Consider the following 24,861-nt stretch of genomic DNA (forward strand, 5'->3'; position numbering starts at 1 on the left):
GTCAGCGGGGTGGGTCGAGGTCGTCGGGGTCGACTCCCCACAGCACCGCCAGCTCCTCGATGAGCGTGTCGAGCAGCAAGTCGGCGAGATCGGTGGCGTCCTCGCTGTGGGTGAGCAGTGGCCGGCGGAACACCACCACCCGGGCACGGGTATCGGGTCCCTCCGGCACGCTGCTTGCGTACGGAACGTGGCGTACCCACTCCTCGGGAAGCAGCGGATGGTCCTCGACGGCGAACTCGACCGCGTCGACCCGCTCGGGAAATCGAGTGCGCAACCGGTCGACGACGGCGAGGACGAGGTCGTCGAATTCTTCGGCGGGTGACCGCTGGGCCGGCACGCCGTCGGGTGCCAACGGACCCGGTAACGCGAGCGGACCGCGCGTCCCTCGCCCGCGGCGATCGCGCCGTCGACCCGATCGCGCGGGTGCGTGCGTTGCTTTCGGCCTCATCGCGGTGAGCCTAACGACAGCCGCGCGGGACGGACAGGTACCGTCTGCCTCGTGAGTCCAGTCCGCCGTTGTTCGCGTACTGCCTGCGCGCGACAAGCGATCGCCACGTTGACGTACGTGTACTCGGATCAGACGGCGGTGCTCGGCCCGCTCGCGACCTACGCCGAGCCGCACAGCTACGACCTGTGCGAGTTCCACTCCGAGCGGCTGTCCGCGCCGCGCGGCTGGGAGGTGCTTCGGCTCGCTCCCGATCCCGATGCGATGCAGCCGTCGCACGACGACCTGGAGGCACTCGCCGACGCCGTGCGCGAGGCAGCGCGGCCGGTCGAGGCGCCCGAGCCGCAGGGAGACGGCGTCGAGGTCGGCCGCCGCGGCCACCTCCGGGTGCTGCGCTCGAACCAGCCGTGACGCCGCCGACCAGCGCGCGAGTCGACGCCGTCCTCAAGGCGTACGACGTCCGCGGCGCGACACCTGACCCGCTCGATCCGGAGCTGGCGGCCGCGTACGCGACGGCGTTCGCCGAGCACGTCGATCCGGGTGCCGAGCGCCCGATCGTGCTGGGTCGCGACCTGCGTACCTCATCGGAGCCGATCGCCGCCGCGGTCGCGGACGCGCTGACGGCCGCCGGCTGGAACGTCGTCGACGTCGGTGTCTGCTCGACGGACCTGCTGTACTTCGGATCCGGAGAGCATGACACGCCGGGCATCATGATCACCGCGAGCCACAATCCCGCACGCGACAACGGCATGAAGTTCTGTCGGCGCGGCGCGCGGCCGATCGGCCGAGATGACGGGCTGGCCGAGGTCGCCGAGCGGGCGAAGGCGCTGCTCGCCGGCGAGACCATACGAATCGGGCCCCGCGGCGTACGCACGCCGACGGACCTGTCCGGGCAGTACGCCGACCGTCTCGTCGGGCTGGCTCCCGTGCATGGTCGACGGCTGAGGGTCGTCGTCGATGCCGCGAACGCGGTAGCCGGGGTGACCACTCCCGTGGTCTTCGAGTTGCTGCCGGTCGATCTCGTGCCCCTCTACTTCGAGCCCGACGGGACGTTCCCCCACCACGAGCCGAACCCGCTCGCGCCCGAGAACCTCGTCGACCTGCAGGCGGCCGTGCGCACGCACGGAGCCGACCTCGGTCTCGCGTTCGACGGCGACGCCGACCGATGCTTCGTCGTCGACGAGACCGGTGCGGTGGTCAGTGGATCGGCGATCGCCTGTCTGATCGCGTCACGGGTGCTGCGAGACCATCCGGGGGCGACGATCCTGCACAACCTGATCTGCTCGCGGTCCGTGCCCGAGACGATCACCGCGAACGGCGGCGTCCCCGTACGCACGCCGGTCGGGCATTCGCTGATCAAGGCCGAGATGGCGCGCACCGGCGCGCGCTTCGGCGGCGAGCACTCGGGACACTTCTACTTCGCCGACTTCTTCCTCGCAGATTCGGGCATGCTCGCCGCGTTGCACGTGCTCGGCGCGCTGGCCTCCGCGGACGTACCGCTATCGGAGCTGCTCGCGCCGTACGACCTGTACTCGGCGTCGGGCGAGGTCAACAGCACGGTCGCCGACCCGGTCGCCGCGATGCGTCGGGTCGTCGATGCGTACGACGGCACCGACGAGATCGAGGTCGACCGCCTGGACGGCGTCACGGTCGGCCATCCCGGCTGGTGGTTCAACGTACGTGCCTCGAACACCGAGCCGGTCGTGAGGCTCAACGTGGAGGCGCTCGACCACGCGTCGATGGAGGCACTGCGCGACGAGGTCCTGAACCTGATCCGCCGCGCGTGACATCCGCCCCGTGGGCATGACGTTCGGGTCGTGACACGCCGGCGTGTCGCACCGAAACGTCATGCCCACGGGGCGGGCACCCGGCTGGAAGGCGCCGGCGGTGGCATCCTGGGGGCGTGATGAACCTGGACGCGTCGCTACTGGAGATCCTCGTCTGCCCGGTCTGTCGGTCCCGGCTGGCCGTCGACGAGGAGGCGTCGGCGCTCGTGTGTGCGGCATGTCCGCAGACGTACGAGGTGCGCGACGGCATCCCCGTGCTGACGGTCGCCGACGACGCCCCGAACTCCTGAGGCGTAAGGTCGTGCCTCCTCATACCCCGCCGGCTCGCGTGCCTCCGCATCCCGCCTGGCGGCGTTACGGTCGCTCGCAGGAGAAGCCAACTACAACTTCGCTCCCGCGCCTTGCCAGATCGGGCGCGTAGACCCGCTCGCTGGTCGGCGCGGCACAAGGAGGCACGACCTAATGTTCGACGACAGCCGTCTCGACGACGCCGAGGTGCTCAGTGCGGCCGACCAACGGCTGAGGTTCCTGGCCGAGGCCGGCGCGCGCGTACGCGCAGAGGTGCAGCTGTCGGCGGAGTCCATCGAGTCCCTAGCAGAGCAAGGGATGCCGCGGGCCGTCGTCGCGGCGGGCAAGGGTGCGCGGCTGCTTCGCGCCGTACTCGAGTCGGCCTGCCCGGTACCCTTCGTCGCCTGGCCGGGCCCCGGCCTGCCGGGCTGGACCGGGCCGCTCGACACGGTCGTCGTACTCGCCCAGGCGACCGGCGACGCGGGTGCCGCGACGGCCGTCGCAGAGGCCCGCAGGCGAGGCTCGACGCTGATCCTCACCTCGATCCGCGGCTCGCAGATCGAGGAGCTCGCCGCCGGTCCGCACTCGACGGTGCTGACCACCCAGAGCGACGACTCGCTCGCCGGTGCGGTCGTACTTCTCCAGGCCATGGCGCGGTTGCGGCTGGGTCCGGCGGTCGACGGCGAGGAGGTCGCGCTGGCGCTCGACGGCGTCGCATCGCGCTGCTCGCCCTTCGTCGACTCCGCAACCAATCCGGCGAAGCTGCTCGCGCTGTCGCTCGCTGACGGGACGCCGCTGCTGTGGGGCGGCTCCGCGCTCGCGGCGCGTGCGGCGAGGAGGATCGCCGAGGCGATCCGCCGCGAGACCGGGAGGCCGGCGTTCGCGGCGGACGTCGACCACCTGCTGCCCGTGCTCGAGCGCACGCCGCCGAAGGACGTGTTCGCCGATCCTTTCGAGTCCGGCGACTCGTCGGTTCGCGCGAGCGTGCTGGTCGTCGACGACGGCTCCGACGATGCATCCGTGATCGCCGAGCGCGTACGACTCGTCGAGGAGGCCGAGCGCTGCGACGTACCGGTCGAGTCCGTGAGCGAGACCCAAGGGTCCGAGCTTGCGCGCTACGCGTCGGCCCTCGGACTCGGTACGTACCTCGCCGCCTACCTCGGCATAGCCCTCTCCGACGCCTGAGGAGGTCGCGACCGCTACGCTGGCACACATGGAATTCAACGTTGCCGACCTGAGTCTTGCCGAGTACGGCCGCACTGAGATCACCCTCGCCGAGCACGAGATGCCCGGGCTGATGGCGATGCGCGAGCGCTACAGCGGGTCTGCGCCCCTCGCCGGCGCTCGGATCGCCGGCTCACTGCACATGACGGTTCAGACCGCCGTACTGATCGAGACGCTCGTCGACCTCGGTGCCGAGGTCCGCTGGGCGAGCTGCAACATCTTCTCCACCCAGGACCACGCGGCGGCGGCCGTCGTCGTCGGCCGCGACGGCACGCCGGACGCGCCCGCCGGAGTTCCGGTCTTCGCATGGAAGGGCGAGTCGCTCGCCGAGTACTGGGACTGCGCGGAGAAGATCATGACGTGGCCCGAGGGTCGCGACGCGAACATGATCCTCGACGACGGCGGCGACGCGACGATGCTCGTCCACCTCGGCAAGGAGTACGAGGACCAAGGCGTCGTACCACCGCCCGAGAGCACCGACAACGCCGAGCTGCGCGAGGTCCTGAAGGTCTTGGGTCGTTCCCTCCAGGAAGACCCGAAGAAGTGGACCCGCATCGCCGAGAAGATCCAGGGTGTGACCGAGGAGACGACGACCGGCGTCCACCGCCTGTACGAGCGCTCGCGCGACAACACGCTGCTGTTCACCGCGATCAATGTGAACGACTCGGTGACCAAGTCGAAGTTCGACAACAAGTACGGCTGTCGCCACTCGCTCGTCGATGGCATCAACCGGGCGACCGACGTGCTGATCGGCGGCAAGGTCGCCGTGATCTGCGGCTACGGCGATGTCGGCAAGGGCTGCGCCGAGTCCCTTCGGGGGCAGGGCGCTCGCGTGATCGTGACCGAGATCGACCCTATCTGCGCACTGCAGGCGGCGATGGACGGATACCAGGTCGCACGCCTCGACGACGTCGTCGGCGACGCCGACATCATCGTCACCGCGACCGGCTGCAAGGACGTCGTCACCGCCGACCACATCGCGGCGATGAAGCACCAGGCGATCCTCGGCAACATCGGCCACTTCGACAACGAGATCGACATGGCCGGCCTGGCCGAGACCCCGGGCGTCGAGCGCAAGCAGGTGAAGCCGCAGGTCGACGTCTGGACGTACTCCGACGGCAAGTCCGTCATCGTCCTTTCCGAGGGCAGGCTGCTCAACCTGGGCAACGCGACGGGTCACCCGTCGTTCGTCATGTCGAACTCCTTCACGAACCAGGTGCTGGCGCAGATCGAGATCTTCACCAAGGCAGACAGCTACCCGATCGGCGTGCACGTGCTTCCCAAGCACCTCGACGAGGAGGTGGCACGGCTGCACCTCGAGTCGTTGGGCGTCGACCTGACCGAGCTGACGAAGGATCAGGCGCACTACCTCGGGATCGATGTTGCCGGCCCGTACAAGTCGGAGCTCTACCGATACTGACCGGCAAGGGAGACGTGTGGACACCACGACCGACAAGGTGAGCGGCGGCGGGCGGGTTCTCGTCATCGACGACGACACCGCGCTGTCGGAGATGCTCACGATCGTCCTGGAGAACGAGGGCTTCGAGCCGGTCGTCTGCAGTACGGGCGATGGTGCGCTGCCCGCGTTCCGTGAGCACAAGCCCGACATCGTCCTGCTCGACCTGATGCTCCCGGGCATCGGCGGCATCGATGTGTGTCGGGCGATCCGTGCGGAGTCGGGTGTCCCGATCGTGATGCTCACCGCCAAGAGCGACACCGTCGATATCGTCCTCGGCCTCGAAGTCGGGTGCCGACGACTACGTCGTGAAGCCGTTCAAGCCCAAGGAGCTCATCGCCCGCATCCGCGCGCGGATGCGCCGGTTCGAGGAGGCGCCGCCGGAGACCTTGACGATCGGCGACCTGTCGATCGACGTCGCGGGCCACCGCGTCACGCGAAGCGACGAGGAGCTCTCGCTGACGCCGCTCGAGTTCGACCTGCTGCTGTGTCTCGCGCGCAAGCCGTGGCAGGTCTTCACTCGGGAGGTGCTGCTCGAGCAGGTGTGGGGCTACCGCCACGCCGCGGACACGCGGCTGGTGAACGTCCATGTCCAGCGGCTGCGCTCGAAGATCGAGCATGACCCCGAGCACCCGCAGATCGTTCTCACGGTACGTGGGGTGGGATACAAGGCGGGGTCGTGATGGACAGCGGCCGACGGACATGAGCGGCGAGGAAGGCAGCGATCGGAGTGGCCGGCGCGAGGAACGAGCGCCGTCCGCGACGAGAGCGGACGACCGAGCGCGACCGGCAGGGATGAGCGGCGAGGAAGGCAGCGATCGGAGTGGCCGGCGCGAGGAACGAGCGCCGTCCGCGACGAGAGCGGACGACCGGCCGAAGCCGATGCCGGGCGGGGTACGCGAGTCGCCGGCGGATGATGGACGTGGCGCCGATAGGGCGCCCCCTGCGGACGGCGGGCGCTCACCGAGGCCGAGCGGTGAGCCCGCGGCGCGAGCAACGGTGGCGAGCGGCTATCTGTCGGGCGAGTCGGTTGGCCGCCTGCGTACGCACGCGGTCGCGCTGCTCCGCCGGGTCTTCGTCGTTGTCACCCGGCCGTTCGTGCTCGCGGTACGGGTGTGGCGGCGGTCCGTGCAGGCCCGTGTCGTCATCGGCACCCTGGTGCTCTGCTCGATCGTGATCGGGCTCGTCGGCTGGGTGCTGATTCGTCAGGTCGCCGAGGGACTCGTCGACAACCGGCGCGAGGCGGCGGTGTCGGTCGCCGAGGAGGGCTTCTCGACCGCGCAGGAGAACATCAGCGCGAGCCCGACGCAGGGCGCGTTCGACGAGTCGCAGATGCTCGGCGAGCTTTACGACGTCCTCGTCACGCAGGGCGGGTCGGCGCGCGCGTACGAGGTGGTGCTGGAGGGGCCGCTGCCGTCCGCAGACGACGGTGGCGCCGGCGAGACGGGCATGCGCTCGTTGTCGGAGCTCGAGAAGGGCAGCATCCCGGAGGATCTGAAGGTACGTGTCGCCGCGGGAGACAATGCCGACGCGGACAGTCCGCCGAAGATCTACTGGACGTACACCGACCTGTCGCTGAGCGAGGATGGCGACGACGTCCCCGCCATCGCCATCGGCAGGGTCGTGCAGATGCCGGGCAACGGCAACCGGTACTCGCTCTACTACCTGTTCTCGATGGAGGAGCAGGACGACACCCTGCACCAGATCACCAGCGCGATGATCTATGCCGGCATCGCCCTCGTCCTGCTGGTGGCCGGTGTGGCGTGGATCGTGACCCGGCAGGTCGTGACGCCGGTTCGCCTGGCCCGCCGCATCGCGGAGCGGCTCGCGGCTGGGCGGCTGGAGGAGCGCATGCATGTGCGCGGCGAGGACGACATCGCCCGCCTGGGCGTGTCCTTCAACCAGATGGCGAGCAGCCTGCAGAAACAGATCCGCCAGCTCGAGGAGCTGTCGCGGGTGCAGCACCGGTTCGTCTCGGACGTCTCCCACGAGCTTCGTACGCCGCTGACGACGGTGCGTATGGCCGCCGACGTGCTCCACGACGCGCGGCAGACCTTCGATCCGATGACGGCGCGTTCGGCCGAGTTGCTGCAGAACGAGCTGGACCGGTTCGAGGCGCTGCTGGCCGACCTGCTCGAGATCAGCAGGTTCGATGCCGGCGCCGCACGTCTGGAGCTGGAGCGGGTCGACCTGGCGGAGGTCGCCGACCGCGTGGCCGACTACTACCGAGGCTTCGCCGAGCGCCATGGCGTGACCTTGACCGTACGCGCGCAGTCTCGGCCGGTGGAGGTGGAGGCCGACGTGCGGCGGATCGAGCGGGTCGTACGCAATCTGGTCGCGAACGCGATCCACTACAGCCGGTCCGAGCAGGTCGACCTGCTGGTGGCCGGATCCACGGCGAGTGCGGCGCTCGCCGTACGCGACTACGGAATCGGCCTGCGCCCGGGCGAGGCGCAGCTGGTGTTCAACAGGTTCTGGCGGGCCGATCCCTCGCGCGTGCGTACCAGCGGCGGCACCGGCCTGGGGCTGGCGATCTCGCTCGAGGACGCGACCCTGCACGGAGGGTGGCTACAGGCCTGGGGCGAGCCCGACCGGGGAGCGCAGTTCCGGCTGACCCTGCCGAGGCACGCGGGCGAGGACGTCGAGCGGTCCCCGCTGCCCCTCGTACCCGCTGACGCCGGTACGACCCGGCGGCGGATGACCCAGGTGGGGGTGGACGACTGATGGCGCGACGCGTACTCATGGCAACCGTCGCCGCGGCCGCGTTGGCGGTCGCCGGCTGTGCGTCGATCCCCGACACCGGCACCGTGCACACCGCGGACTCGACGACCGACAAGGCCGTCGACTCGCTCTACACGCCGCCCGGCCCGCAGCCGGGCGCGTCGCCGGAGGAGCTGATCGGCCAGTTCCTGGACGCGATGAGGGCCAAGCCGGTGACGAGCGAGGTCGCGCGGGAGTTCCTCACCGAGAAGGCAGCCGACAGCTGGGACCCCGACCAGGAGACGATCGTCTACAACTCCGAGACGCAGCAGGAGATGAGCGGAGACCGCGTCGAGCTGGTCCTCGACACCTACGCGTCCCTCGGCCGGCGAGGTGGGTTCACCCCGACGTTCGGTGACGACCGTGCGCTCGACCTCAAGTTCGAGAAGGAGGACGGGCAGTGGCGGATCGCCGACCCGCCCGACGCGTACCTCCTCGACGAGAGTCAGTTCGAGGGCAACTATCTGCCGCTCTCGCTCTACTTCATCAACGACTCGCACCGATCGGCCGTACCCGATCCGGTCTATCTGCCCGAGGGTGACCAGCTCGCGACCAGTGCGATCGACGGGCTGCTCCAGGGTCCGTCCGACGCGCTCGGCGAGGCGGCGACGACGTTCATTCCGCAGGACACCGAGCTGGAGGTGTCGGTCCGGGTCGGTGACGGCGGGATCGCCGAAGTCAGGCTCGCAGGCGATCTGGAAGACCTCGATGCCGACTCCCGAAAGCTGATGTCCGCACAGATCGTGCTCACCCTGCGGCAGGTGCCCGGTGTCGAGGGCGTACGGATCCTGGTCGACGACGTGCCGTACGAGGTGTCCGGCGTCGACGAGGTACAGCCGACCAACGCGTGGGACCAGTACGACCCGTCGGTTTCGTCCGAGCCGAGCGATCTCTTCGCCATGCACAACGGTCGGCTGGTCGTCATCCAGGACGACGAGGTGCACGAGTTCGCGGGGCCGTGGGAGGGCACGCGGGCCGATATCGACGATTTCGCGGTCAACGGCGACGAGGACCGGATCGCGGTCGTCGAAGAGGGGCGGACGACGGCCTCGGTCGGGTCGCTCGCGATCAACGCCGCCGACCGCAAGACCGTGTTGGTCGGCGACCATCTGCTCGCTCCGCGCTGGGACCCCCTGGACTGGCTCTGGTTGGTCGATGCGCGCAAGGAGTCGACGAGCATCGCGGTGTGGCACGAGGGCGGCGAGCTGCGGTCGATCCCGATCGGCGAACTGGACGGGATGCGCGTCACGAGCATCTCGATCTCGCCCGACGGCACCCGTTTCGCCGCGATCGCCTTGCCGCCCGGAGCGAAGGACGGTCGCGACGCCGCCGCGTACGTGGGCTACATCCGGCGCTCCAGCAAGGACAACAGGCCGGTCGAGGTCGAGGGTGTGCATCGGGTGCGGCTCGACTCGAGCAATCTCAAGAACCTGCGATCGGTGGCCTGGCGGGACGCGACCCACCTCGTGCTGCTTGCCGACCGTGGCGCCCTGAGCCGCCAGCCATACGTCGTCGCGATCGACGGCTCGAGCATCTCCGGGGGCGTGTCCGTCGATCAGCCGTCGTTGCCGGAGGTCGGGGCGGTGTCCGTGGCGGCGTCCGGACGGATCAGTGACCCGATCTACGTTGCCGACGACGACGGCGGCGTCTGGAAGCTGGACAGCACGCAACGTTGGTCGAAGATCAGCGACGAGAAGATCTGGACGCCGCACTACGCCGGCTGACGATCCACCGGGCCGTCCACAGCCCCGCGCGGTCGGGCGACGCCGGCGCGTACGCCGCGGCACGCTGACGGTGTGACCGATCTGCGCACACTCTCGGCCGCCGCGGCCGACCTCGTCGTCGGCATGCGCTGTGCGGGTTGCGGGCTGCCCGGCCTCCAGCTCTGCCAGACCTGCCGGCAGGCCCTTCGCCCACGGGCACGGTCGTGCTGGCCGGACCCGTGCCCGCCCGAGCTGCTGACTCCGACGCCGGTCCCGCCGTGGTGCGCGGCCGCGTACGCCGGCGTCGTACGTGCGGTGTTGCTGGAGTACAAGGAACGTGGCCGCGACGGCCTCGCAGAGCCGCTCGCAGGGCTGCTGGTGGCGGCGCTGCGGGGGCTGTTCGCCACCGAGGCGTCGCCCGGTGGGTGGACGCTCGTCCCGATGGCGTCGCGCCGCGCGACCGTACGCTCGCGCGGCTACGACGGCGTACTCCTGCTCTCGCGGATCGCGGCCCGGCGCCTCCGCGGGTCGGGCCACGACGTGCTCGTGACGCGTTCGCTTCGACACCGACGACGGGTCGCGGACCAGGCGGGCCTCAATGCCACGCAGCGCCGGGAGAACCTCGACGGCGCCCTGCGCAGCGTCGTCGGACGCTGGAGTAGGCGGCGGGCCGTCGTGGTCGTCGACGACGTCGTTACGACCGGTGCGACGGCCGCGGCCGCGGTGAGCGCACTCCGCGACTCCGGCGCGCCGGTGGTCGGCGCGGCGGTTCTGGCCGCCACGCCGAGACGCCCGGGCCGGGTCTCCCTGTCCGCTGCCGGAGAAGTAGACACGACCTACCGAAACGCTCCGCGGCGGGTTACCGTTCAGAACATGTGAAACGTGTAGCCACTCGAGGAGGTCCCCGTGGAGATCGTGGTCAAGGGTCGGCATATCGAGGTCAGCGAGCGCTTTCGGGAGCACGTACACGAGAAGCTTGCGCGCATCGAGAAGTTCGAACAGCGCCAGCGGTTGAGCAGGATCGAGGTCCAGATCGATCTGGAGCGTAACCCGCGGCTGCACGACCGTGCCGCACGCGTCGAGATGACCGTACGCTCGCGCGGCCCCGTGATCAGGGCGGAGGCCTGCGCCGAGGACAAGATGACGGCGCTCGACATGGCGATCGACAAGCTGGAGTCGCGACTTCGCAAGGCCGCCGACCGGCGGCGGATCCACCACGGCAGCAGGCGGCCGGAATCGGTCGCCGAGGCCACCGCCGGTGGAGACCTGGTCGAGTCCAGCCTGGTGAGCGCGGTCAACGGCAACTCAGCGGTCGCGGCGGAGGCGGAGACCGTTCGCCGGGCCGGACCGATCGAGGTCGTCGGCGAGGGCCCGCTCGTCGTACGCGAGAAGACCCACGACGCGCGTCCGATGACCCTCGACCAGGCGCTGTACGAGATGGAGATGGTGGGGCACGACTTCTACCTCTTCATCGACAAGGACAGCGCCCAGCCGAGCGTCGTCTACCGGCGCCACGGCTACGACTACGGCGTCATCCACCTCTCGCCGTCCCATGACATGATCTAGTGTCCTGCGTTTGAAATGGCTTTACGGAAGGCGTCGTCCAGGTGGATGCATCCGCAAGGCCGAGAAGGAAGGTCATAGTGGGCCCTATTTCCGACGACGAGAACGCCGCGGGGCGCCGCCTGGGCGGCGAAAGACGTCAAGGTATTTCAAACGCAGGGCGCTAGTGTCCTGCGTTGACATTGCCCGTCGTGAGCGGCGTCCGGTGGGATGGCTCGCAAGGACGAGGAGGAAGGCGATGCAGGTACATCGTCGACCGACGAGGACGCAGCGAGGCGCCCGTCCGGGCGTCGCGCAACAGGGTGAACGTCGACGGACGGGGCACTAGGTGAGTTCAGACGGCGAGGCGACCGGCGACCCGGTCGCCTCGGGCGCGACTCGTGTGCTCGTGGTCGACGACCAGGAGCTGTTCCGGCGCGGGTTGATGCTCGTGCTCGCGGGCGAGGACGACCTCGAGGTCGTCGGCGACGCGGCCGATGGCCCGACCGCCCTCGGGATGGTCGTCGAGCGTACCCCCGATGTCGTGTTGCTCGACGTACGGATGCCGGGGATGTCGGGCCTCGAGACGTGTGCCGCGGCGCGTACGATCGCGCCGCAGACGCGGATCATCATGCTCACGTCGAGCGACGACGAGTCCGACCTGTATGCCTCGGTCAAGGCGGGCGCATCGGGCTATCTGCTCAAGGATGCCTCGATCGACCAGGTCGCCGAGGCCGTACGCCTGGTCGCGGACGGGCAGTCGCTGATCAACCCGGCCATGGCGGCGAAGCTACTCGAGGAGTTCAAGCTGATCTCCCAACAGCGGCCGGAGGAACCTCCGGGACCACGCTTGACCGGGCGCGAGCTCGAGGTGCTCAAGGAGGTCGCGCGGGGGTTGAACAACCGCCAGATCGCCACCGAGCTGTTCATCAGCGAGCACACCGTGAAGAACCACATCCGTAACATCCTGGAGAAGCTGCAGCTGCACTCGCGGGTCGAGGCCGTGATGTACGCGGTGCGCCAGAAGCTGCTCGACGTCTAGCGTTACCTTACCCCGAGCGCATATCAAAGTTCCCGCCGAGGTACGGATTCCGGCCAGTAGGCAGGCCGCTATTGGCCGGAATCCGTACCTCGGCGGGAAGTACGCGTACGAGGTTGTCGGCGGCGACCGATAGCGTCTGACGCGATGTCAGACCTCACCTTCACCCGGCTGCAGGCGCGGCGTGTCGCCCTCGGTGCACTCGGTTTCGCCCGGCAGCGACCCGAGTCCGCGAGTGCACGCCATGCGAACGCCGTCAGCGAGCGCCTCGGCCTGTTCCAGATCGACTCCATCAACGTCCTCGCCCGGGCGCACTACATGCCGCTCTTCTCGCGGATCGGCGCGTACGACCCCGAGATCCTGCACCGGATGTTCGGGCGTGCACCGCGGCGGATGTTCGAGTACTGGGCGCACGAGGCATCGCTGGTACGCAGCGAGCTGTATCCGTCGCTGCGGTTCCGGATGCGCGACGGCGCGCGGATGTGGGGCTCGATGCGCCGGGTCGCCGACGAGCGACCCGATCTGGTCGCGTGGGTGCTGCACGAGGTGGCCGAGCGCGGGCCCCTCACCGCGCGTGAGATCGAGCACGATGCCGTACGTGCCCGCGACGGCTGGGGATGGAACTGGTCGGTCGTGAAGACGGCGCTCGAGTACCTCTTCTACAAGGGTGAGGTCACCTCGGCGCGACGCAACTCCGCGTTCGAGCGCGTGTACGACCTTCCCGAGCGGGTGCTGCCGCGAGACGTGCTCGACCTGGCCGAGCCCGACCGCGACGAGGCGCACCGCACGCTCGTACGCGTATCTGCGCGGGCGCTCGGCATCGCGACGGAGCAGTGCCTGCGCGACTACTTCCGGCTCGCGGCCGAGCCGACGCGCGACGCGGTCGCCGAGCTGGTCGATGCCGGCGAGCTACTGCCGGCGCGCATCGACGGCTGGTCGCGTCCGGCCTACCTGCATGCGGAGGCGAGCCGGCCGCGCCGCATCCGGGCCCGGGCGCTGGTGAGCCCGTTCGATCCGCTGGTGTTCGAGCGGCGCCGCACCGAGGAGCTGTTCGGCTTCCGCTATCGCATCGAGATCTACGTACCCGAGGCGAAGCGTGTCCATGGCTACTACGTGCTGCCGTTCCTGCTCGGCGACTCGCTCGTCGCCCGGGTCGACCTCAAGGCCGATCGCGCAACGGGGAGGCTGCTGGTCAAGGGCGCGTACGCCGAGGACCACGCGCCGCCCGAGACGGCGGCCGAGCTCGCCGCCGAGCTACGCCTGATGGCCGACTGGCTCGGCCTGTCCGATGTGGTCATCGCCGCGCGTGGCGATCTCGCTCCTGCCCTCACCCGAATGTTTACCATGTAAACATGGTAAACATCCGCCTTGCACGGCGAATTCGCCGTGCAAAGTGCACCTTTACCATGTAAACATGGTAAAGGTAGATCCGCAGGCCACGGGAGTTCGGCCCATCGCGGCCGAGTCGCTACCATGGCTGGGTTAGCCGTTCCGTCGTACATCCATGCCCAGACCCAGGAGTCCGCACCCGTGCCGAAAGTGCTCGACAAGATCCTACGGATGGGCGAGGGCAAGATCCTTCGCCATCTCCAGTCGATCGCCAACCAGGTCAACGACCTGGAGCCCGACTTCGAGGCGATGAGCGACGACGAGCTGCAGGCCATGACGGAGGAGTTCAAGCAGCGCCTCGACGACGGGCAGACCCTCGACGACATCATGCCGGAGGCGTTCGCCACCGTACGTGAGGCCGCGCGCCGAATCCTCGGCCAGCGCCACTTCGACGTCCAGATCATGGGCGGCGCCGCGCTCCACCTGGGCAACATCGCCGAGATGAAGACCGGCGAGGGCAAGACCCTCGTCGCGACCCTGCCGGTCTACCTCAACGGGCTCGCCGGCAAGGGCGTCCACATCGTGACCGTCAACGACTACCTGGCGAAGTACCACGCCGAGTGGATGGGCCGCGTCTACCACTTCCTGGGCCTCACCGTCGGCACCGTCGTGCCGAGCCTGTCGTCGGAGGAGCGCCGCGAGGCGTACGCCGCCGACATCACGTACGGCACCAACAACGAATTCGGCTTCGACTACCTGCGCGACAACATGGCGCAATCGCTCGAAGACTGCGTCCAGCGCGGCCACAGCTACGCGATCGTCGACGAGGTCGACTCGATCCTGATCGACGAGGCGCGCACCCCGCTGATCATCTCCGGGCCGACGCAGGACGAGGTGAAGTGGTACGGCGAGTTCGCGAAGCTCGTCCGCACGATGCGCCCCGACGTCGACTACGAGTTCGACGAGAAGAAGCGCACCGTCTCGGTCCTCGAGGGCGGTATCGAGAAGACCGAGGACCATCTCGGCATCGAGAACCTCTACGACTCCGTCAACACGCCGCTGATCAGCTTCCTGAACAACGCGATCAAGGCCAAGGAGCTGTTCAAGAACGACAAGGACTACGTCGTGATCGACGGCGACGTACTGATCGTCGACGAGCACACCGGGCGCATCCTCGAGGGCCGTCGCTACAACGAGGGCCTGCACCAGGCGATCGAGGCCAAGGAGGGTGTGCGCATCCGCGAGGAGTACCAGACTCTGGCCACGATCACCCTGCAGAACTACTTCCGCCTGTACGAGAAGCTCGCCGGCATGACGGGTACGGCGATGACCGAGGCGTCGGAGTTCGACAAGATCTACAAGCTCGGCGTCGTACCGATCCCGACCAACAAGCCGGTCGCTCGCGTCGACAACGCCGACCTCGTCTACCGCACCGAGGACGCGAAGTACGACGCGGTCGCCGACGACATCGCCGAACGCCACTCCAACGGTCAGCCGGTGCTCGTCGGCACGGCGAGCGTCGAGAAGAGCGAGGTGCTGTCGAAGCTGCTGAAGCGGCGTCGCATCCCGCACGAGGTGCTGAACGCGAAGCAGCACGAGCGCGAGGCTGCGATCGTCGCGCTCGCCGGGCACAAGGGCGCGGTGACAGTCGCGACCAACATGGCCGGCCGCGGCACCGACATCATGCTCGGCGGCAACGTCGAGTTCCTCGCCGACGCCGAGCTTCGGAAGAAGGGCCTCGACCCGCTCGAGAACTCCGAGGAGTACGAGGCGGAGTGGCCGACCATGGTCGAGAAGATCGAGCACCAGGTGAAGGCAGAGCACGACGAGGTCGCCAAGGCCGGCGGGCTTGCCGTGATCGGCACCGAACGGCACGAGTCGCGGCGTATCGACAACCAGCTGCGCGGTCGTTCCGGACGCCAGGGCGACCCCGGTCTGTCGCAGTTCTACCTGTCCCTCGAGGACCACCTGATGCGGCTGTTCAAGTCCGATCTGGTCGACTGGGTCCTCACCACGATGAAGATCCCCGACGACGTCCCCATCGAGAACAAGCGCGTCACCGGCGCGATCGCGTCGGCGCAGGCGCAGGTCGAGTCGCAGAACTTCGAGACTCGCAAGAACATCCTCAAGTACGACGACGTGATGAGCCGTCAGCGCGACGTCATCTACGCCGAGCGTCGCCGGGTGCTCGAGGGCGAGGACCTCCAGGAGTGGATCCGCTCGATGGTCACCGGCGTCGTCGAGGCGTACGTGGACGGCGCGACCGAGGGCTTCCCGGAGGAGTGGGACCTCGAGAAGCTCTGGACGGCGCTCGAGACGCTGTACCCCGTGAGCCAGACGGTGGGAGCGCTCGAGGAGGAGCACGGCGGTCGGCCCGGCCTGACCCGCGACCTGCTCGCCGAGGTGCTCGCCGCCGACGCGATCGCGGCGTACGAGAAGCGCGAGGCGGAGCTCGGCTCGGAGGTCATGCGCGAGCTCGAGCGACGCGTCATCCTCAGCGTGCTCGACCGCAAGTGGCGCGAGCACCTGTACGAGATGGACTACCTGCGCGAGGGCATCGGCCTGCGTGCGTACTCGCAGCGCGACCCGCTGGTCGAGTACCAGCGCGAGGGCTACGACCTGTTCAAGGCGATGATGGAGGGCATCCAGGAGGAGTCCGTCGGGTTCCTGTTCAACGTCGAGGTTCAGGTCGACGAAGAGTCCGGTGCGGACGACGACGAGTCCGGTCCGCGCATCTCGGCGAAGGGCCTCGCCGCCCAGCGCGAGCAGCGTCTCGCGTACTCGGCGCCCACCGCCGACGGTGACGCCGAGCCCGAGGTGAAGGTCGAGGACTCCGATGACGACCAGGGGCAGCGGCAGAACCGCTCGCAGCAGAAGAAGGCGCAGCAGAAGAAGAAGGCCCAGCGCAACGCGCGCAAGAAGAATCGCTAGCCGACCGCCCCGTGAGCATGACGTTCGAGCTGCGACACGCCGGTTGGCGTCGCTCGAACGTCATGCTCAGCGCGGGCTAGCCCCAGTTCATCGCGGAGCACATCCAGCGACCGTCGACCCGGTCGAGGCGTAGTGCGAGCGCCCGCGACCTGTTGCCCTGGACGATCCGGGCGCTGATTTCGGCGCACGCATCGGCGGGTTGCTCGACATGCACCGACGCCACCCGGGTCGACAGCGGCCCGGCAGGGGCGCCGTGCGCGGAGGCGCCGCCGAGCGACTCCAGCCGGTCGACGAGGTCGCCGTACACCGACTCGGTTGCCAGCCGCAGCATCTGGCTCGCCGGCCTTGCGCCGTCGATGATCTCGACGAGTGCTTGCACGATCCGGCGCGACCTCGCCTCCATCTGGGTGTGGGGGCGTCCTGCCGTGGGGCGGGTGGCGGGTCGGCGCGGCCCCGCACCCGGCGACGTCAGCCGGGGCAGCACCGGTGCGGGCGGCGTACGCGGCGGTGCGGGTGGTCGCTGGACGCGGAGTTCGATCGCGGTTGTCGACGCGCTCATGGCTTTCTCTCCCGATCGTCGGTTGGCTGTACGAGGCGGGTCCCGGGAAGTAGCAGGTCGGGGTCCGAGCCGATGGCGCCGCGGTTGGCGGCGTACCAGCGTCGGCACGCGTGTGCGATGGCGCCGTCGTCGGCGCCGGCCGGCAGGCGAGCGGCCGCGAGCCGCCACAGGGTGTCCCCTCGACGTACGACCACGGTCATGTCGGGCGATGCGGCCGTGTTGGCCTGGGCCGCGGGCCGGTCGGGGAGGCGTAGCCCGACGATGCGCGGCGGCGGGGCAGTGCCGTCGTCGGCATCCGCCGCAACGGGGACGAGCGTGACGGCGCCGCCGACGGCCAGGCCGAGCACGCGGCTCCACGTACGCGGCGTGATCCGCACGGCGATCCGGGCCGGCCAGGAGCGGGTTCCGGTTGCGGCCGCGAGCACCGTGACGGCAGTGGCGAGCGAGAGCCATCCGCACCCGCAGAAGGCGGCCACCTCGGCGAGCTGGACCACCAGGGTCTCGAACTCGCGGGGCCCGGGGTCCGGCCGGATCGCCAAGGCAGGGGCGAGCACGCAGGCCGCGCCGGCGAGCGCGACGGCCGTGGTCGCGCCCAGGGCGAGGCGGCTGCTCGCTGCCATGCGTGCTCCTAGTTCATGACGTTTGACTACGTTTGCTTACGAATACGTGCGGTACACGTTCTTAGCGGTCCGGCGGTCCGGCGTCAAGCGGCGATCCACAGGCCGCTTGGGTGCAGTACGGTTCCGAGGTGCGGTGGGACGATCTGTTCGAGGCACTCGAGTCCGAGTCCGTGGCCCTGCAGCGCGAGACGCGTGATGCCGACATCGCAGACCGCACCCGCAGCGCTCGGGCGCAGACCTCGTGGCTGATGCGCTGCCGGGGTGTCGACCTGTCCCTGCGGGTGCATGGTGCGGGCGTCGTCCGCGGGACGGGCGTGACCGTGACTCCTGCGTGGCTGCTGCTCCGCGACGGCGGACCGTCCGACCTGGTCGTGAGTACGTCCGCGGTGACGGCGGTGTCCGGGCTCTCCGACTCGGTCACCGAGCTCGGGCTGAGCAGCGAGCGGATGGGCTGGACGCACGCCTGGCGGGTGCTGAGCCGCGACCGCAGCGATGTCCGGATCACGTGCACCGACGCGACAGTCGTCGGCGGTGTCGCCGAGACCGTTGGACGTGACTATGTCGCGTTGCGGCCGTACGACGCGGGCCGTCCCAGCGGTGCCGCGGCCGTCGCCGTTCCGTACGCGGCGATCGCCACGGTGGCGTGCCCGCGCTGAACGCCCGTGCTCCGGGAGGCGTCAGCGCGGCTCGGGATCGCCGTCGCCGAACGGGTGCGCGTCGATGTACGACCTGGTCGCGGTGTACTGCTCGCTGATGTAGCTCTCGAGCGCTTCGGCCTCGACCCGCCACTGGCCGCGCCCGCCGATGCGGATCGCCGGCAGCTCGCCCCGCCGCACCAGCGCGTACGTCTGCCGGTCGGAGATGTTGAGGACCTCGGCGACGTCGGCGAGCGTCAGGAAGCGCGGCGAATCGGATCCGAGGGGCATGAGCGTCAGTCTGCCAGGCGGCACCGTCGACGACGCGGGCGTACGCGTGCCCTGTGGACAACGACTGGCGGATTTCGCGATTTGGTGCACACTGTCTTTCCATGCCAGCGGACAGAACCGTGCCAGCCCCGACCTCACCGACCGAGACGGCGGCGCCTCCCGCTACCCGGCTGCGCCGTCCACGGTGGTCGGATCCGCGGCTGCTCGTCGGGTTGTTGCTCGTCTGCGGGTCGATCGTCATCGGTGCGCGGGTGATGGCGGCGGCCGACGACACGACCGCCGTGTGGTCGGTCGCGACCGACCATCGGGCGGGTACGCCGGTCGACGCGTCCGACCTGCGCCCCGTCGACGTACGACTCGGCGACGGCGCCGAACGCTACGTCGCCGCCGACGAGTCGGTCGCGTCGGGACGCGTCTGGAGCCGAGACGTCCACGCCGGTGAGCTGCTCGGAGTCGCCGCCACCCGGCCGGTCGACGTACGCGAGGTCGCGCAGCTGCCGCTCATCGTGTCCGCCGGGTCCCTGCCCAGCGACCTCGCGACCGGCGACCGGGTGGACGTGTGGGTGAGCAGCGGCCCGGAGTCGGCAGAGTCTGGTCGCGCGGAGCTGGTGCTGGACGGGATGCGCGTGCTCTCGGTCGTCGCCGCACCGGCGTCGATGGGTGGCGACATGAGCGGATACCGGGTGCTGCTTGCGCTCGAGCATGACCGTCCCGACCGGCTGGGCCCGGCGCTCGGTGCGATCGGCGCCGGAGAGGTGACCCTCGTCCGCGAGGTCGTGGGAGAGATGTCGTGACACTGTCCGTACTGATCGCGGCCGGCGGTGCGTCGTGGGAGTCCGATGCGGTGCACGTACTCGAGCATGCAGCCACCGTGACCCACGTACGCCGCTGCGTCGACGTACTCGACCTGGTTGCGACGGCGGCATCCGGGCAGGCACACGCCGCCCTGCTCTCGGTCGACCTGCCGGGCCTCGACACCGACGTCGTGCACAGGCTGGTCGAGGCGCGGGTGACGCCGGTCGGCTTCGCCGAGTCCGGCGACGGCCCGGTCGAGGCGCGCTTCGAGGCCATCGGCGTCCGCACCTGCGCCGACACCGGCGGTCTCGATCGGATCGACGATCTGGTGATCGCCGCGACGGCGTTGCCAGAAAGCGTCGAGCCGGTCGACGCGGGCGCGTTCGAGCGGGTCGATCGCGGGACTGGCCGGATGGTCACCGTCTGGGGCCCGACCGGCGCGCCCGGCCGAAGCACGGTGGCGCTCGGGCTCGCCGCCGAGTCGGCCGATACGGGGACGCCGACGCTGCTCGTCGACGCCGATACGTATGGCGGCTCGGTCGCGCAGATGCTCGCGGTGCTCGATGAGGTGAGCGGCATCCTGGCCGCCGCGCGTAGTGCCGACACGGGCTCGCTCGACCTCGCGGATCTGACCCGACACGTGCGCCAGGTGGGCCCGACGCTTCGGGTCCTGACCGGGATGGGTCGGGCGGATCGGTGGCCACAGCTGCGCGTCGGCTCGTTCGACCGGATCCTCGAGGTCGCCCGCGAGATGGCTCCCGTCGTCATCGTCGACGTCGGGTTCTGCCTCGAGTCCGATGAGGAGCTCGCGTACGACACCACCGCTCCACGGCGCAACGCGGCCACCCTCCGCGCACTCGAGCGGTCGGACTCCGTCGTGGCCGTCGGCGCCGCCGACCCGCTCGGTCTGACCCGGCTCACCCGCGGGGTGCACGAGCTGCGCGACCGAGTGCCCGACCTCGACGTACAGATCGTCGTCAACCGGATGCGCGACTCGCTCGGATGGGGACGCGAGCAGATCGCGTCGACGATCGAGCGGTTCACCGGCTCGGTGCCCGTCGCGTTCCTCCCTCACGACCAGGTCGCCGTCGACCGCGCCTGGGTCGACGGTCGTACGCTGCTCGAGGGTCGCGACTCCGCGCTTCGCCGGGCGCTCGGCGACGTCGCGTCCGCCGTGCTCGGCACGGCTGCCGTGCGCCCACGCGCGATGGCGCGGCGGCGCCGCTGAACGAGCGGCGTGGCCCGCGTACGACGATGCGGCGCCCGCCCGGTGAGTGATGGCAAGATGAGAGCCCGCCTCTCTCGCAAGGAGCCCGATGCCTGACCGTCTTGACCCGGTCGCCGCGATGCTGCTGGCCGAGGAGACGACCACAGCGCCGCGACACGTCGCGACGCTCGCCGTCCTCGAGGGCGACAGCGGCCTCGACTACGACCGGCTCGTCTCCGTCGTCAACGAGCGCATCGCGTTGGTGCCTCGCTATCGGCAACGCGTCCTGCGACTACCGGGCAACGTCGGGGCTCCCGTGTGGGCCGACGACGACTTCGACCTCAGCTTCCACGTACGTCGGTCGGCCCTTCCGAAGCCGGGCACGATGGCGTCGTTGCGCGAGCTCGTCGCCCGCCTGATCGCGCGCCCGCTCGACCTCGACCGGCCACTGTGGGAGGCATACCTCGTCGAGGGTGTCGGCGACGACCGTGTCGCGCTGTTGATCAAGTCGCACCAGGCGCTCGTCGACGGCTCCGAGACCGTCGACCTGGCGCAGGTGCTCCTCGAGGAGACGGCCTACGACCGTGAGGTGCCCGCGGACGACTGGCGTCCGCGACCGGCGCCCAACGCGCTGAGGCTCGCGGGGGAGTCGATCGTCGAGACGATCACGGATCCGCGCCGGATCCTCGGCACGGGTGTGTCGCTCGCGGGAAAGGTCGTCGCGCGCCTTCCCGTACTCGGCAACCACCGTGTCGACCCGCATTCCGTGCTGTCGGCCGACCCGAGCCAGCAGCGCCGGTTCGCAACCGTACACACGCAACTCGACGACTACCGTACGGTGCGCGACGCGCACGGGGGCACCGTCAACGACGTCGTGCTCAGCGCGATCGCAGGCGGCCTGCGCGCCTGGCTGCTCACCCGCGCCGAGCCCGTGTCCGCGGCCACCCGCTTCCGGGCGCTCGTCCCGATGTCTGTCGTCGGCGATGACGGCGACGACGATGCCCCCACGTCGCTCGGCAGTGCGGTGCGCGGGCATCTGCTCTCGCTGCCCGTCGGCGAGGGCAACCCGGTCGTGCGCCTGCACCAGGTGTCGTACGCCCTGAAGGCGCATCGGGAGACGGGGCTCGCCGTTGCGGCGAGCCAGCTCGCGTCGCTTCCGGGTTTCGCTCCCACGACGTTCCACGCCGTCGGGTCCCGGGTCGCCGACACGCAGCCGAAGCGGTCGTTCCACCTTGCGGTGACCAACGTTCCGGGGCCGCAGGAGCCGATGTACATGGCGGGCGCACGCGTCCTCGAAGTCGTATCCCGCGCTCCCGCTGACGGCCGAGCGGGCGCTGTCGATCGGCGTCACGTCGTACGACGGTGCCGTGTTCTACGGCATCGTCACCGATCGCGACGCGATACCCGACGCCGATGTGCTCGCGCAGTGCATCGAGGAGGCGCTGGCCGAGCTCGTCGAGTCCGCCGCGTCGAGTCACACGCGTGCGCCACGCGGGCGAGCGCGGCCGAAGGGGCGCGACCGCCGATGACGCGCGTGTTCGTACCGGCGAGTCCGGCCGACCTTCGCACGCTCGCCGCGGGTGGCGCCATCGCGCCCGGTTCCGCGTACGCGGCGACTCGGTCGCTTGCCGACGAGTACCCCGACGCGGACGACGAGGAGCTCGTGTTCGCGGCGATGATGGCGGCGGCCGAAGACTGCACGCACGAGCCGGCGATCGTGGTCGCGGCCGACCTGGAGGCGGCGGAGACATCGACGCCCGGAGCGGTCGAGCTCGCGAACGACCTGCTGCTCGACCGGGTGGCGGCCTTCCACGTCGGCTCGCCGTCCAACGGCGAACTCGGCTGGTACGCCACGCAGGAGCTCGACGACCTGATCGCGCAGCTCGGCTGACGCCGTGCCCTCGTGGGCGAATGCGTACATGTGGAACTGCCTAGACCGAGGTGACATGCTGGGCCCATGGATGCAAGTACGCGAGTGCCCTACCCAGCGAACGAACCGGTTCTTACGTACGCGCCCGGCAACCCCGAGCGCGTCGAGCTCGAGGAGACCCTCAAGGACCTCCAGTCCGAGCAGTACGAGCTGACGAACACCATCGGCGGCACGCAGGTGATGGGCGGCGGGCGCCGGATCAAGTCCGTGCAGCCGCATGCGCACCGGCACGTGCTCGGCGTGATGAAGAACGCCAACGCGGCCGACGCGCGGCAGGCGATCGCGGCCGCGGCGGAGGCGGCGCCCGGCTGGCGCGCCATGCCGTTCGACGACCGGGTCGCGATCATCCTGCGGGCCGCCGAGCTCGCTGCCGGGCCGTGGCGCCAGACCCTCAACGCAGCAACGATGTTGGGGCAGGGCAAGACCGTCCAGCAGGCAGAGATAGACGCCGCCTGCGAGCTGATCGACTTCTGGCGCTTCAACGCGTACTTCGCCCGCCAGATCATGGACGAGCAGCCGCTCGCCAATGCCCCGGGTGTGTGGAACCGGCTCGACCACCGTCCGCTCGAGGGCTTCGTGTACGCGATCACGCCGTTCAACTTCACCGCCATCGCCGGCAACCTGCCGACCGCACCTGCACTGATGGGCAACACCGTCATCTGGAAGCCCTCGCCGACGCAGGGGCTCGCGGCCCACCTGACGATGCGGCTGCTCGAGGAGGCCGGCATGCCCCCGGGCGTCATCAACCTGCTCACCGGTGACGGCACGGGCGTCTCGCCGACGCTGCTGAAGGATCCGAACCTCGCGGGCATCCACTTCACGGGATCGACCAAGACCTTCCAGTACCTCTGGGGCGAGGTCGGCAAGAACATCGCCGGCTACAAGTCGTACCCCCGCATCGTCGGTGAGACGGGCGGGAAGGACTTCATCGTCGCCCACCCCAGCGCCGACGTCGACGTGCTGTGCACGGCAATGGTGCGGGGCGCGTTCGAGTACCAGGGGCAGAAGTGTTCGGCCGCCTCGCGTGCGTACGTCCCGCGCAGCCTGTGGCCGGCGTTGAAGAAGAAGCTCGCGGCCACCACCGAGTCGATCACGATGGGGCCGGTCACCGACCTGTCCAACTTCATGGGCGCGGTCATCGACGATCGTGCGTTCGCCAAGCACAAGGCGGCGATCGACCGCGCCAAGCGACGCAACAACGTACGCATCGTCGCGGGCGGCACGTACGACGACTCCGAGGGCTACTTCGTACGCCCGACGGTGCTCGAAGTGCTCCGACGCCAATGACGAGATGTTCACCAAGGAGTACTTCGGTCCGATCCTCGCGGTGCACGTGTACCCGGACGCACGGTACGACGAGATGGTCGACCAGATGGAGTCGATCGCTCCGTACGCCCTGACCGGCGCGGTGCTCGCGAAGGACCGCGAGGCGGTCGTGAAGGCCGACGAGAAGCTGCGCTTCGCGGCCGGCAACTTCTACATCAACGACAAGCCGACGGGGTCGATCGTCGGCCAGCAGCCGTTCGGCGGTGCGCGCGCGTCGGGTACGAACGACAAGGCCGGCTCGGCGCAGAACCTGATGCGCTGGACGTCCACCCGGTCGATCAAGGAGACGTTCGACGCCCCGACCGACTACACCTACCCCCACCAACGGTGAGGAGAGGATTCTGGCCCGGTGAGGAGAGGATCCCGACCCGGCAGCCGGGTCGGGATCCTCTCCTCACCGGGCCAGAATCCTCTCCTCACCGTTCAGGCGAGGTAGTCGGCGGCGGCCGTCTCCTCGATGCGCAGGGCGGCCGCGATCGCCTTCGCGACCTCCGGCTCGATCTTGCGGCCGACGAACGGCACTTTCACGCGTACGTCGCCTGTCACCCGCAGCGTGCTGGTGTCCGTGCCGGCGAGCACGCTGGTGCCCTGCATGGACGCGGGCTGGCCCTTGATGCGCACCGACACCTCGGCGTGCCGCGTACCATCGGCGAGCGGTGGCGCCCAGCGCTCGACCTGCTGGATCTCGACGGTCTTGCCGAGGAACGCCTTGACGGCGTCCGGAACCTCGGCGGGCATGACTCGCTCGACGGTGATCGTGGCGGCGTCGCCGTCGGGCTCGACGCTCACGTCGTACGACTGCGCGTACGCCAGCTCGCACACGCGCTCGCGCCACGAGGCGTCGCACAGCATCGCGAAAACGGTGTCGGGTCCGGCCGCGTACTCGAGGGTCTCGTCCAGCTGCATGGGCACATCATGCAGCACGCGCGTACGGGCACGACCGTCGGCGCCCGGTCCGAATGGTGCGATTGTCGACAATTCCGCGAGCCCGGCT

General features: G+C 69.6%; 23 protein-coding genes and 1 pseudogene. 19 read left to right on the forward strand and 5 right to left on the reverse strand.

Features of this window, described 5'->3' with window-relative positions; translation table 11 throughout:
• Position 1: 1 nt before the first annotated feature.
• Positions 2-448 (reverse strand): metallopeptidase family protein, encoded by a 447-nt coding sequence (locus tag L0C25_RS16035; protein ID WP_271632684.1) that lies wholly within the window; start codon positions 446-448, stop codon positions 2-4.
• A gap of 51 nt (positions 449-499) precedes the next feature.
• Between L0C25_RS16035 and L0C25_RS16040 the strand changes: the two genes are divergently transcribed.
• The 13 genes and pseudogenes from L0C25_RS16040 to secA all read left to right on the forward strand — a co-directional run bounded on the left by L0C25_RS16040 (position 500) and on the right by secA (position 16,504).
• Positions 500-856 carry a DUF3499 domain-containing protein gene (locus tag L0C25_RS16040; RefSeq protein ID WP_271632685.1) on the forward strand — a complete coding sequence of 119 codons (357 nt, stop codon included), beginning with the start codon at positions 500-502 and terminating at the stop codon, positions 854-856.
• Complete coding sequence (gene manB, locus L0C25_RS16045) at positions 853-2,232, forward strand: phosphohexomutase domain-containing protein (protein ID WP_271632686.1); 1,380 nt, start codon at positions 853-855, stop codon at positions 2,230-2,232. The genes L0C25_RS16040 and manB overlap by 4 nt, the downstream gene beginning before the upstream one ends.
• A gap of 119 nt (positions 2,233-2,351) precedes the next feature.
• Complete coding sequence (locus tag L0C25_RS16050) at positions 2,352-2,522, forward strand: Trm112 family protein (RefSeq protein ID WP_271636843.1); 171 nt, start codon at positions 2,352-2,354, stop codon at positions 2,520-2,522.
• 172 nt (positions 2,523-2,694) lie between these two features.
• Positions 2,695-3,705: an SIS domain-containing protein gene (locus L0C25_RS16055; RefSeq protein ID WP_271632688.1), complete on the forward strand. Its 1,011-nt coding sequence runs from the start codon at positions 2,695-2,697 to the stop codon at positions 3,703-3,705.
• A gap of 28 nt (positions 3,706-3,733) precedes the next feature.
• Entirely contained in the window at positions 3,734-5,164 is a 1,431-nt protein-coding gene (gene ahcY, locus L0C25_RS16060; protein ID WP_271632690.1) for an adenosylhomocysteinase, read from the forward strand.
• A gap of 91 nt (positions 5,165-5,255) precedes the next feature.
• A pseudogene (mtrA, locus tag L0C25_RS16065) lies at positions 5,256-5,883 on the forward strand (MtrAB system response regulator MtrA).
• A 316-nt stretch (positions 5,884-6,199) separates the two neighbouring features.
• Complete coding sequence (gene mtrB / locus L0C25_RS16070; protein WP_271632692.1) at positions 6,200-7,924, forward strand: MtrAB system histidine kinase MtrB; 1,725 nt, start codon at positions 6,200-6,202, stop codon at positions 7,922-7,924.
• Complete coding sequence (locus tag L0C25_RS16075) at positions 7,924-9,684, forward strand: LpqB family beta-propeller domain-containing protein (protein WP_271632693.1); 1,761 nt, start codon at positions 7,924-7,926, stop codon at positions 9,682-9,684. Before mtrB ends, L0C25_RS16075 begins: the two co-directional genes overlap by 1 nt.
• Positions 9,685-9,756: 72 nt before the next feature.
• The gene (locus L0C25_RS16080; protein WP_271632694.1) at positions 9,757-10,542 is read left to right on the forward strand and encodes a ComF family protein; all 786 of its coding nucleotides are present in this window, start codon (positions 9,757-9,759) and stop codon (positions 10,540-10,542) included.
• Positions 10,543-10,569: 27 nt separating this feature from the next.
• Entirely contained in the window at positions 10,570-11,229 is a 660-nt protein-coding gene (gene hpf, locus L0C25_RS16085; protein WP_271632695.1) for a ribosome hibernation-promoting factor, HPF/YfiA family, read from the forward strand.
• A 325-nt stretch (positions 11,230-11,554) separates the two neighbouring features.
• On the forward strand, positions 11,555-12,247 hold the full coding sequence (locus tag L0C25_RS16090; protein WP_271632696.1) for a response regulator: 693 nt from the start codon (positions 11,555-11,557) through the stop codon (positions 12,245-12,247).
• 144 nt (positions 12,248-12,391) lie between these two features.
• Positions 12,392-13,594 carry a winged helix-turn-helix domain-containing protein gene (locus L0C25_RS16095; RefSeq protein ID WP_271632697.1) on the forward strand — a complete coding sequence of 401 codons (1,203 nt, stop codon included), beginning with the start codon at positions 12,392-12,394 and terminating at the stop codon, positions 13,592-13,594.
• A 210-nt stretch (positions 13,595-13,804) separates the two neighbouring features.
• The gene (gene secA, locus L0C25_RS16100) at positions 13,805-16,504 is read left to right on the forward strand and encodes a preprotein translocase subunit SecA (RefSeq protein WP_408641706.1); all 2,700 of its coding nucleotides are present in this window, start codon (positions 13,805-13,807) and stop codon (positions 16,502-16,504) included.
• Positions 16,505-16,580: 76 nt separating this feature from the next.
• On the opposite strand, the gene L0C25_RS16105 is transcribed toward secA, so the two are convergent.
• Positions 16,581-17,063: an Rv3235 family protein gene (locus L0C25_RS16105; RefSeq protein ID WP_271632699.1), complete on the reverse strand. Its 483-nt coding sequence runs from the start codon at positions 17,061-17,063 to the stop codon at positions 16,581-16,583.
• Positions 17,060-17,683 (reverse strand): LysM peptidoglycan-binding domain-containing protein, encoded by a 624-nt coding sequence (locus L0C25_RS16110; protein ID WP_271632700.1) that lies wholly within the window; start codon positions 17,681-17,683, stop codon positions 17,060-17,062. Before L0C25_RS16110 ends, L0C25_RS16105 begins: the two co-directional genes overlap by 4 nt.
• Positions 17,684-17,811: 128 nt before the next feature.
• Between L0C25_RS16110 and L0C25_RS16115 the strand changes: the two genes are divergently transcribed.
• On the forward strand, positions 17,812-18,339 hold the full coding sequence (locus L0C25_RS16115; RefSeq protein ID WP_271632701.1) for a hypothetical protein: 528 nt from the start codon (positions 17,812-17,814) through the stop codon (positions 18,337-18,339).
• Between the two features lie 21 nt (positions 18,340-18,360).
• Here L0C25_RS16115 and L0C25_RS16120 read toward each other — a convergent pair whose 3' ends face one another.
• Positions 18,361-18,609, reverse strand: a complete 249-nt coding sequence (locus L0C25_RS16120; protein ID WP_271632703.1) for a helix-turn-helix domain-containing protein — start codon at positions 18,607-18,609, stop codon at positions 18,361-18,363.
• 119 nt (positions 18,610-18,728) lie between these two features.
• On the opposite strand from L0C25_RS16120, the gene L0C25_RS16125 reads away from it, so the two are divergent.
• The 5 genes from L0C25_RS16125 to L0C25_RS16150 all read left to right on the forward strand — a co-directional run bounded on the left by L0C25_RS16125 (position 18,729) and on the right by L0C25_RS16150 (position 24,198).
• Positions 18,729-19,403, forward strand: coding sequence for a CpaB family protein (locus L0C25_RS16125; RefSeq protein WP_271632704.1), 675 nt, complete (start codon positions 18,729-18,731; stop codon positions 19,401-19,403).
• Positions 19,400-20,632, forward strand: coding sequence for an AAA family ATPase (locus L0C25_RS16130; protein ID WP_271632705.1), 1,233 nt, complete (start codon positions 19,400-19,402; stop codon positions 20,630-20,632). Before L0C25_RS16125 ends, L0C25_RS16130 begins: the two co-directional genes overlap by 4 nt.
• An 88-nt stretch (positions 20,633-20,720) precedes the next feature.
• Positions 20,721-22,502, forward strand: coding sequence for a wax ester/triacylglycerol synthase family O-acyltransferase (locus L0C25_RS24305; RefSeq protein ID WP_456299985.1), 1,782 nt, complete (start codon positions 20,721-20,723; stop codon positions 22,500-22,502).
• Positions 22,503-22,568: 66 nt separating this feature from the next.
• Positions 22,569-23,828 (forward strand): aldehyde dehydrogenase family protein, encoded by a 1,260-nt coding sequence (locus L0C25_RS16145; protein WP_271632706.1) that lies wholly within the window; start codon positions 22,569-22,571, stop codon positions 23,826-23,828.
• A gap of 4 nt (positions 23,829-23,832) precedes the next feature.
• Positions 23,833-24,198 (forward strand): aldehyde dehydrogenase family protein, encoded by a 366-nt coding sequence (locus L0C25_RS16150; RefSeq protein WP_271632707.1) that lies wholly within the window; start codon positions 23,833-23,835, stop codon positions 24,196-24,198.
• Between the two features lie 92 nt (positions 24,199-24,290).
• Here the strand turns inward: L0C25_RS16150 and L0C25_RS16155 are convergent, their stop codons facing one another.
• On the reverse strand, positions 24,291-24,773 hold the full coding sequence (locus tag L0C25_RS16155; RefSeq protein WP_271632709.1) for a DUF2505 domain-containing protein: 483 nt from the start codon (positions 24,771-24,773) through the stop codon (positions 24,291-24,293).
• Between the last annotated feature and the right edge of the window lie 88 nt (positions 24,774-24,861).

The sequence above is a fragment of the Solicola gregarius genome, from assembly GCF_025790165.1.
GTDB classification, from domain to species: domain Bacteria; phylum Actinomycetota; class Actinomycetes; order Propionibacteriales; family Nocardioidaceae; genus Solicola; species Solicola gregarius.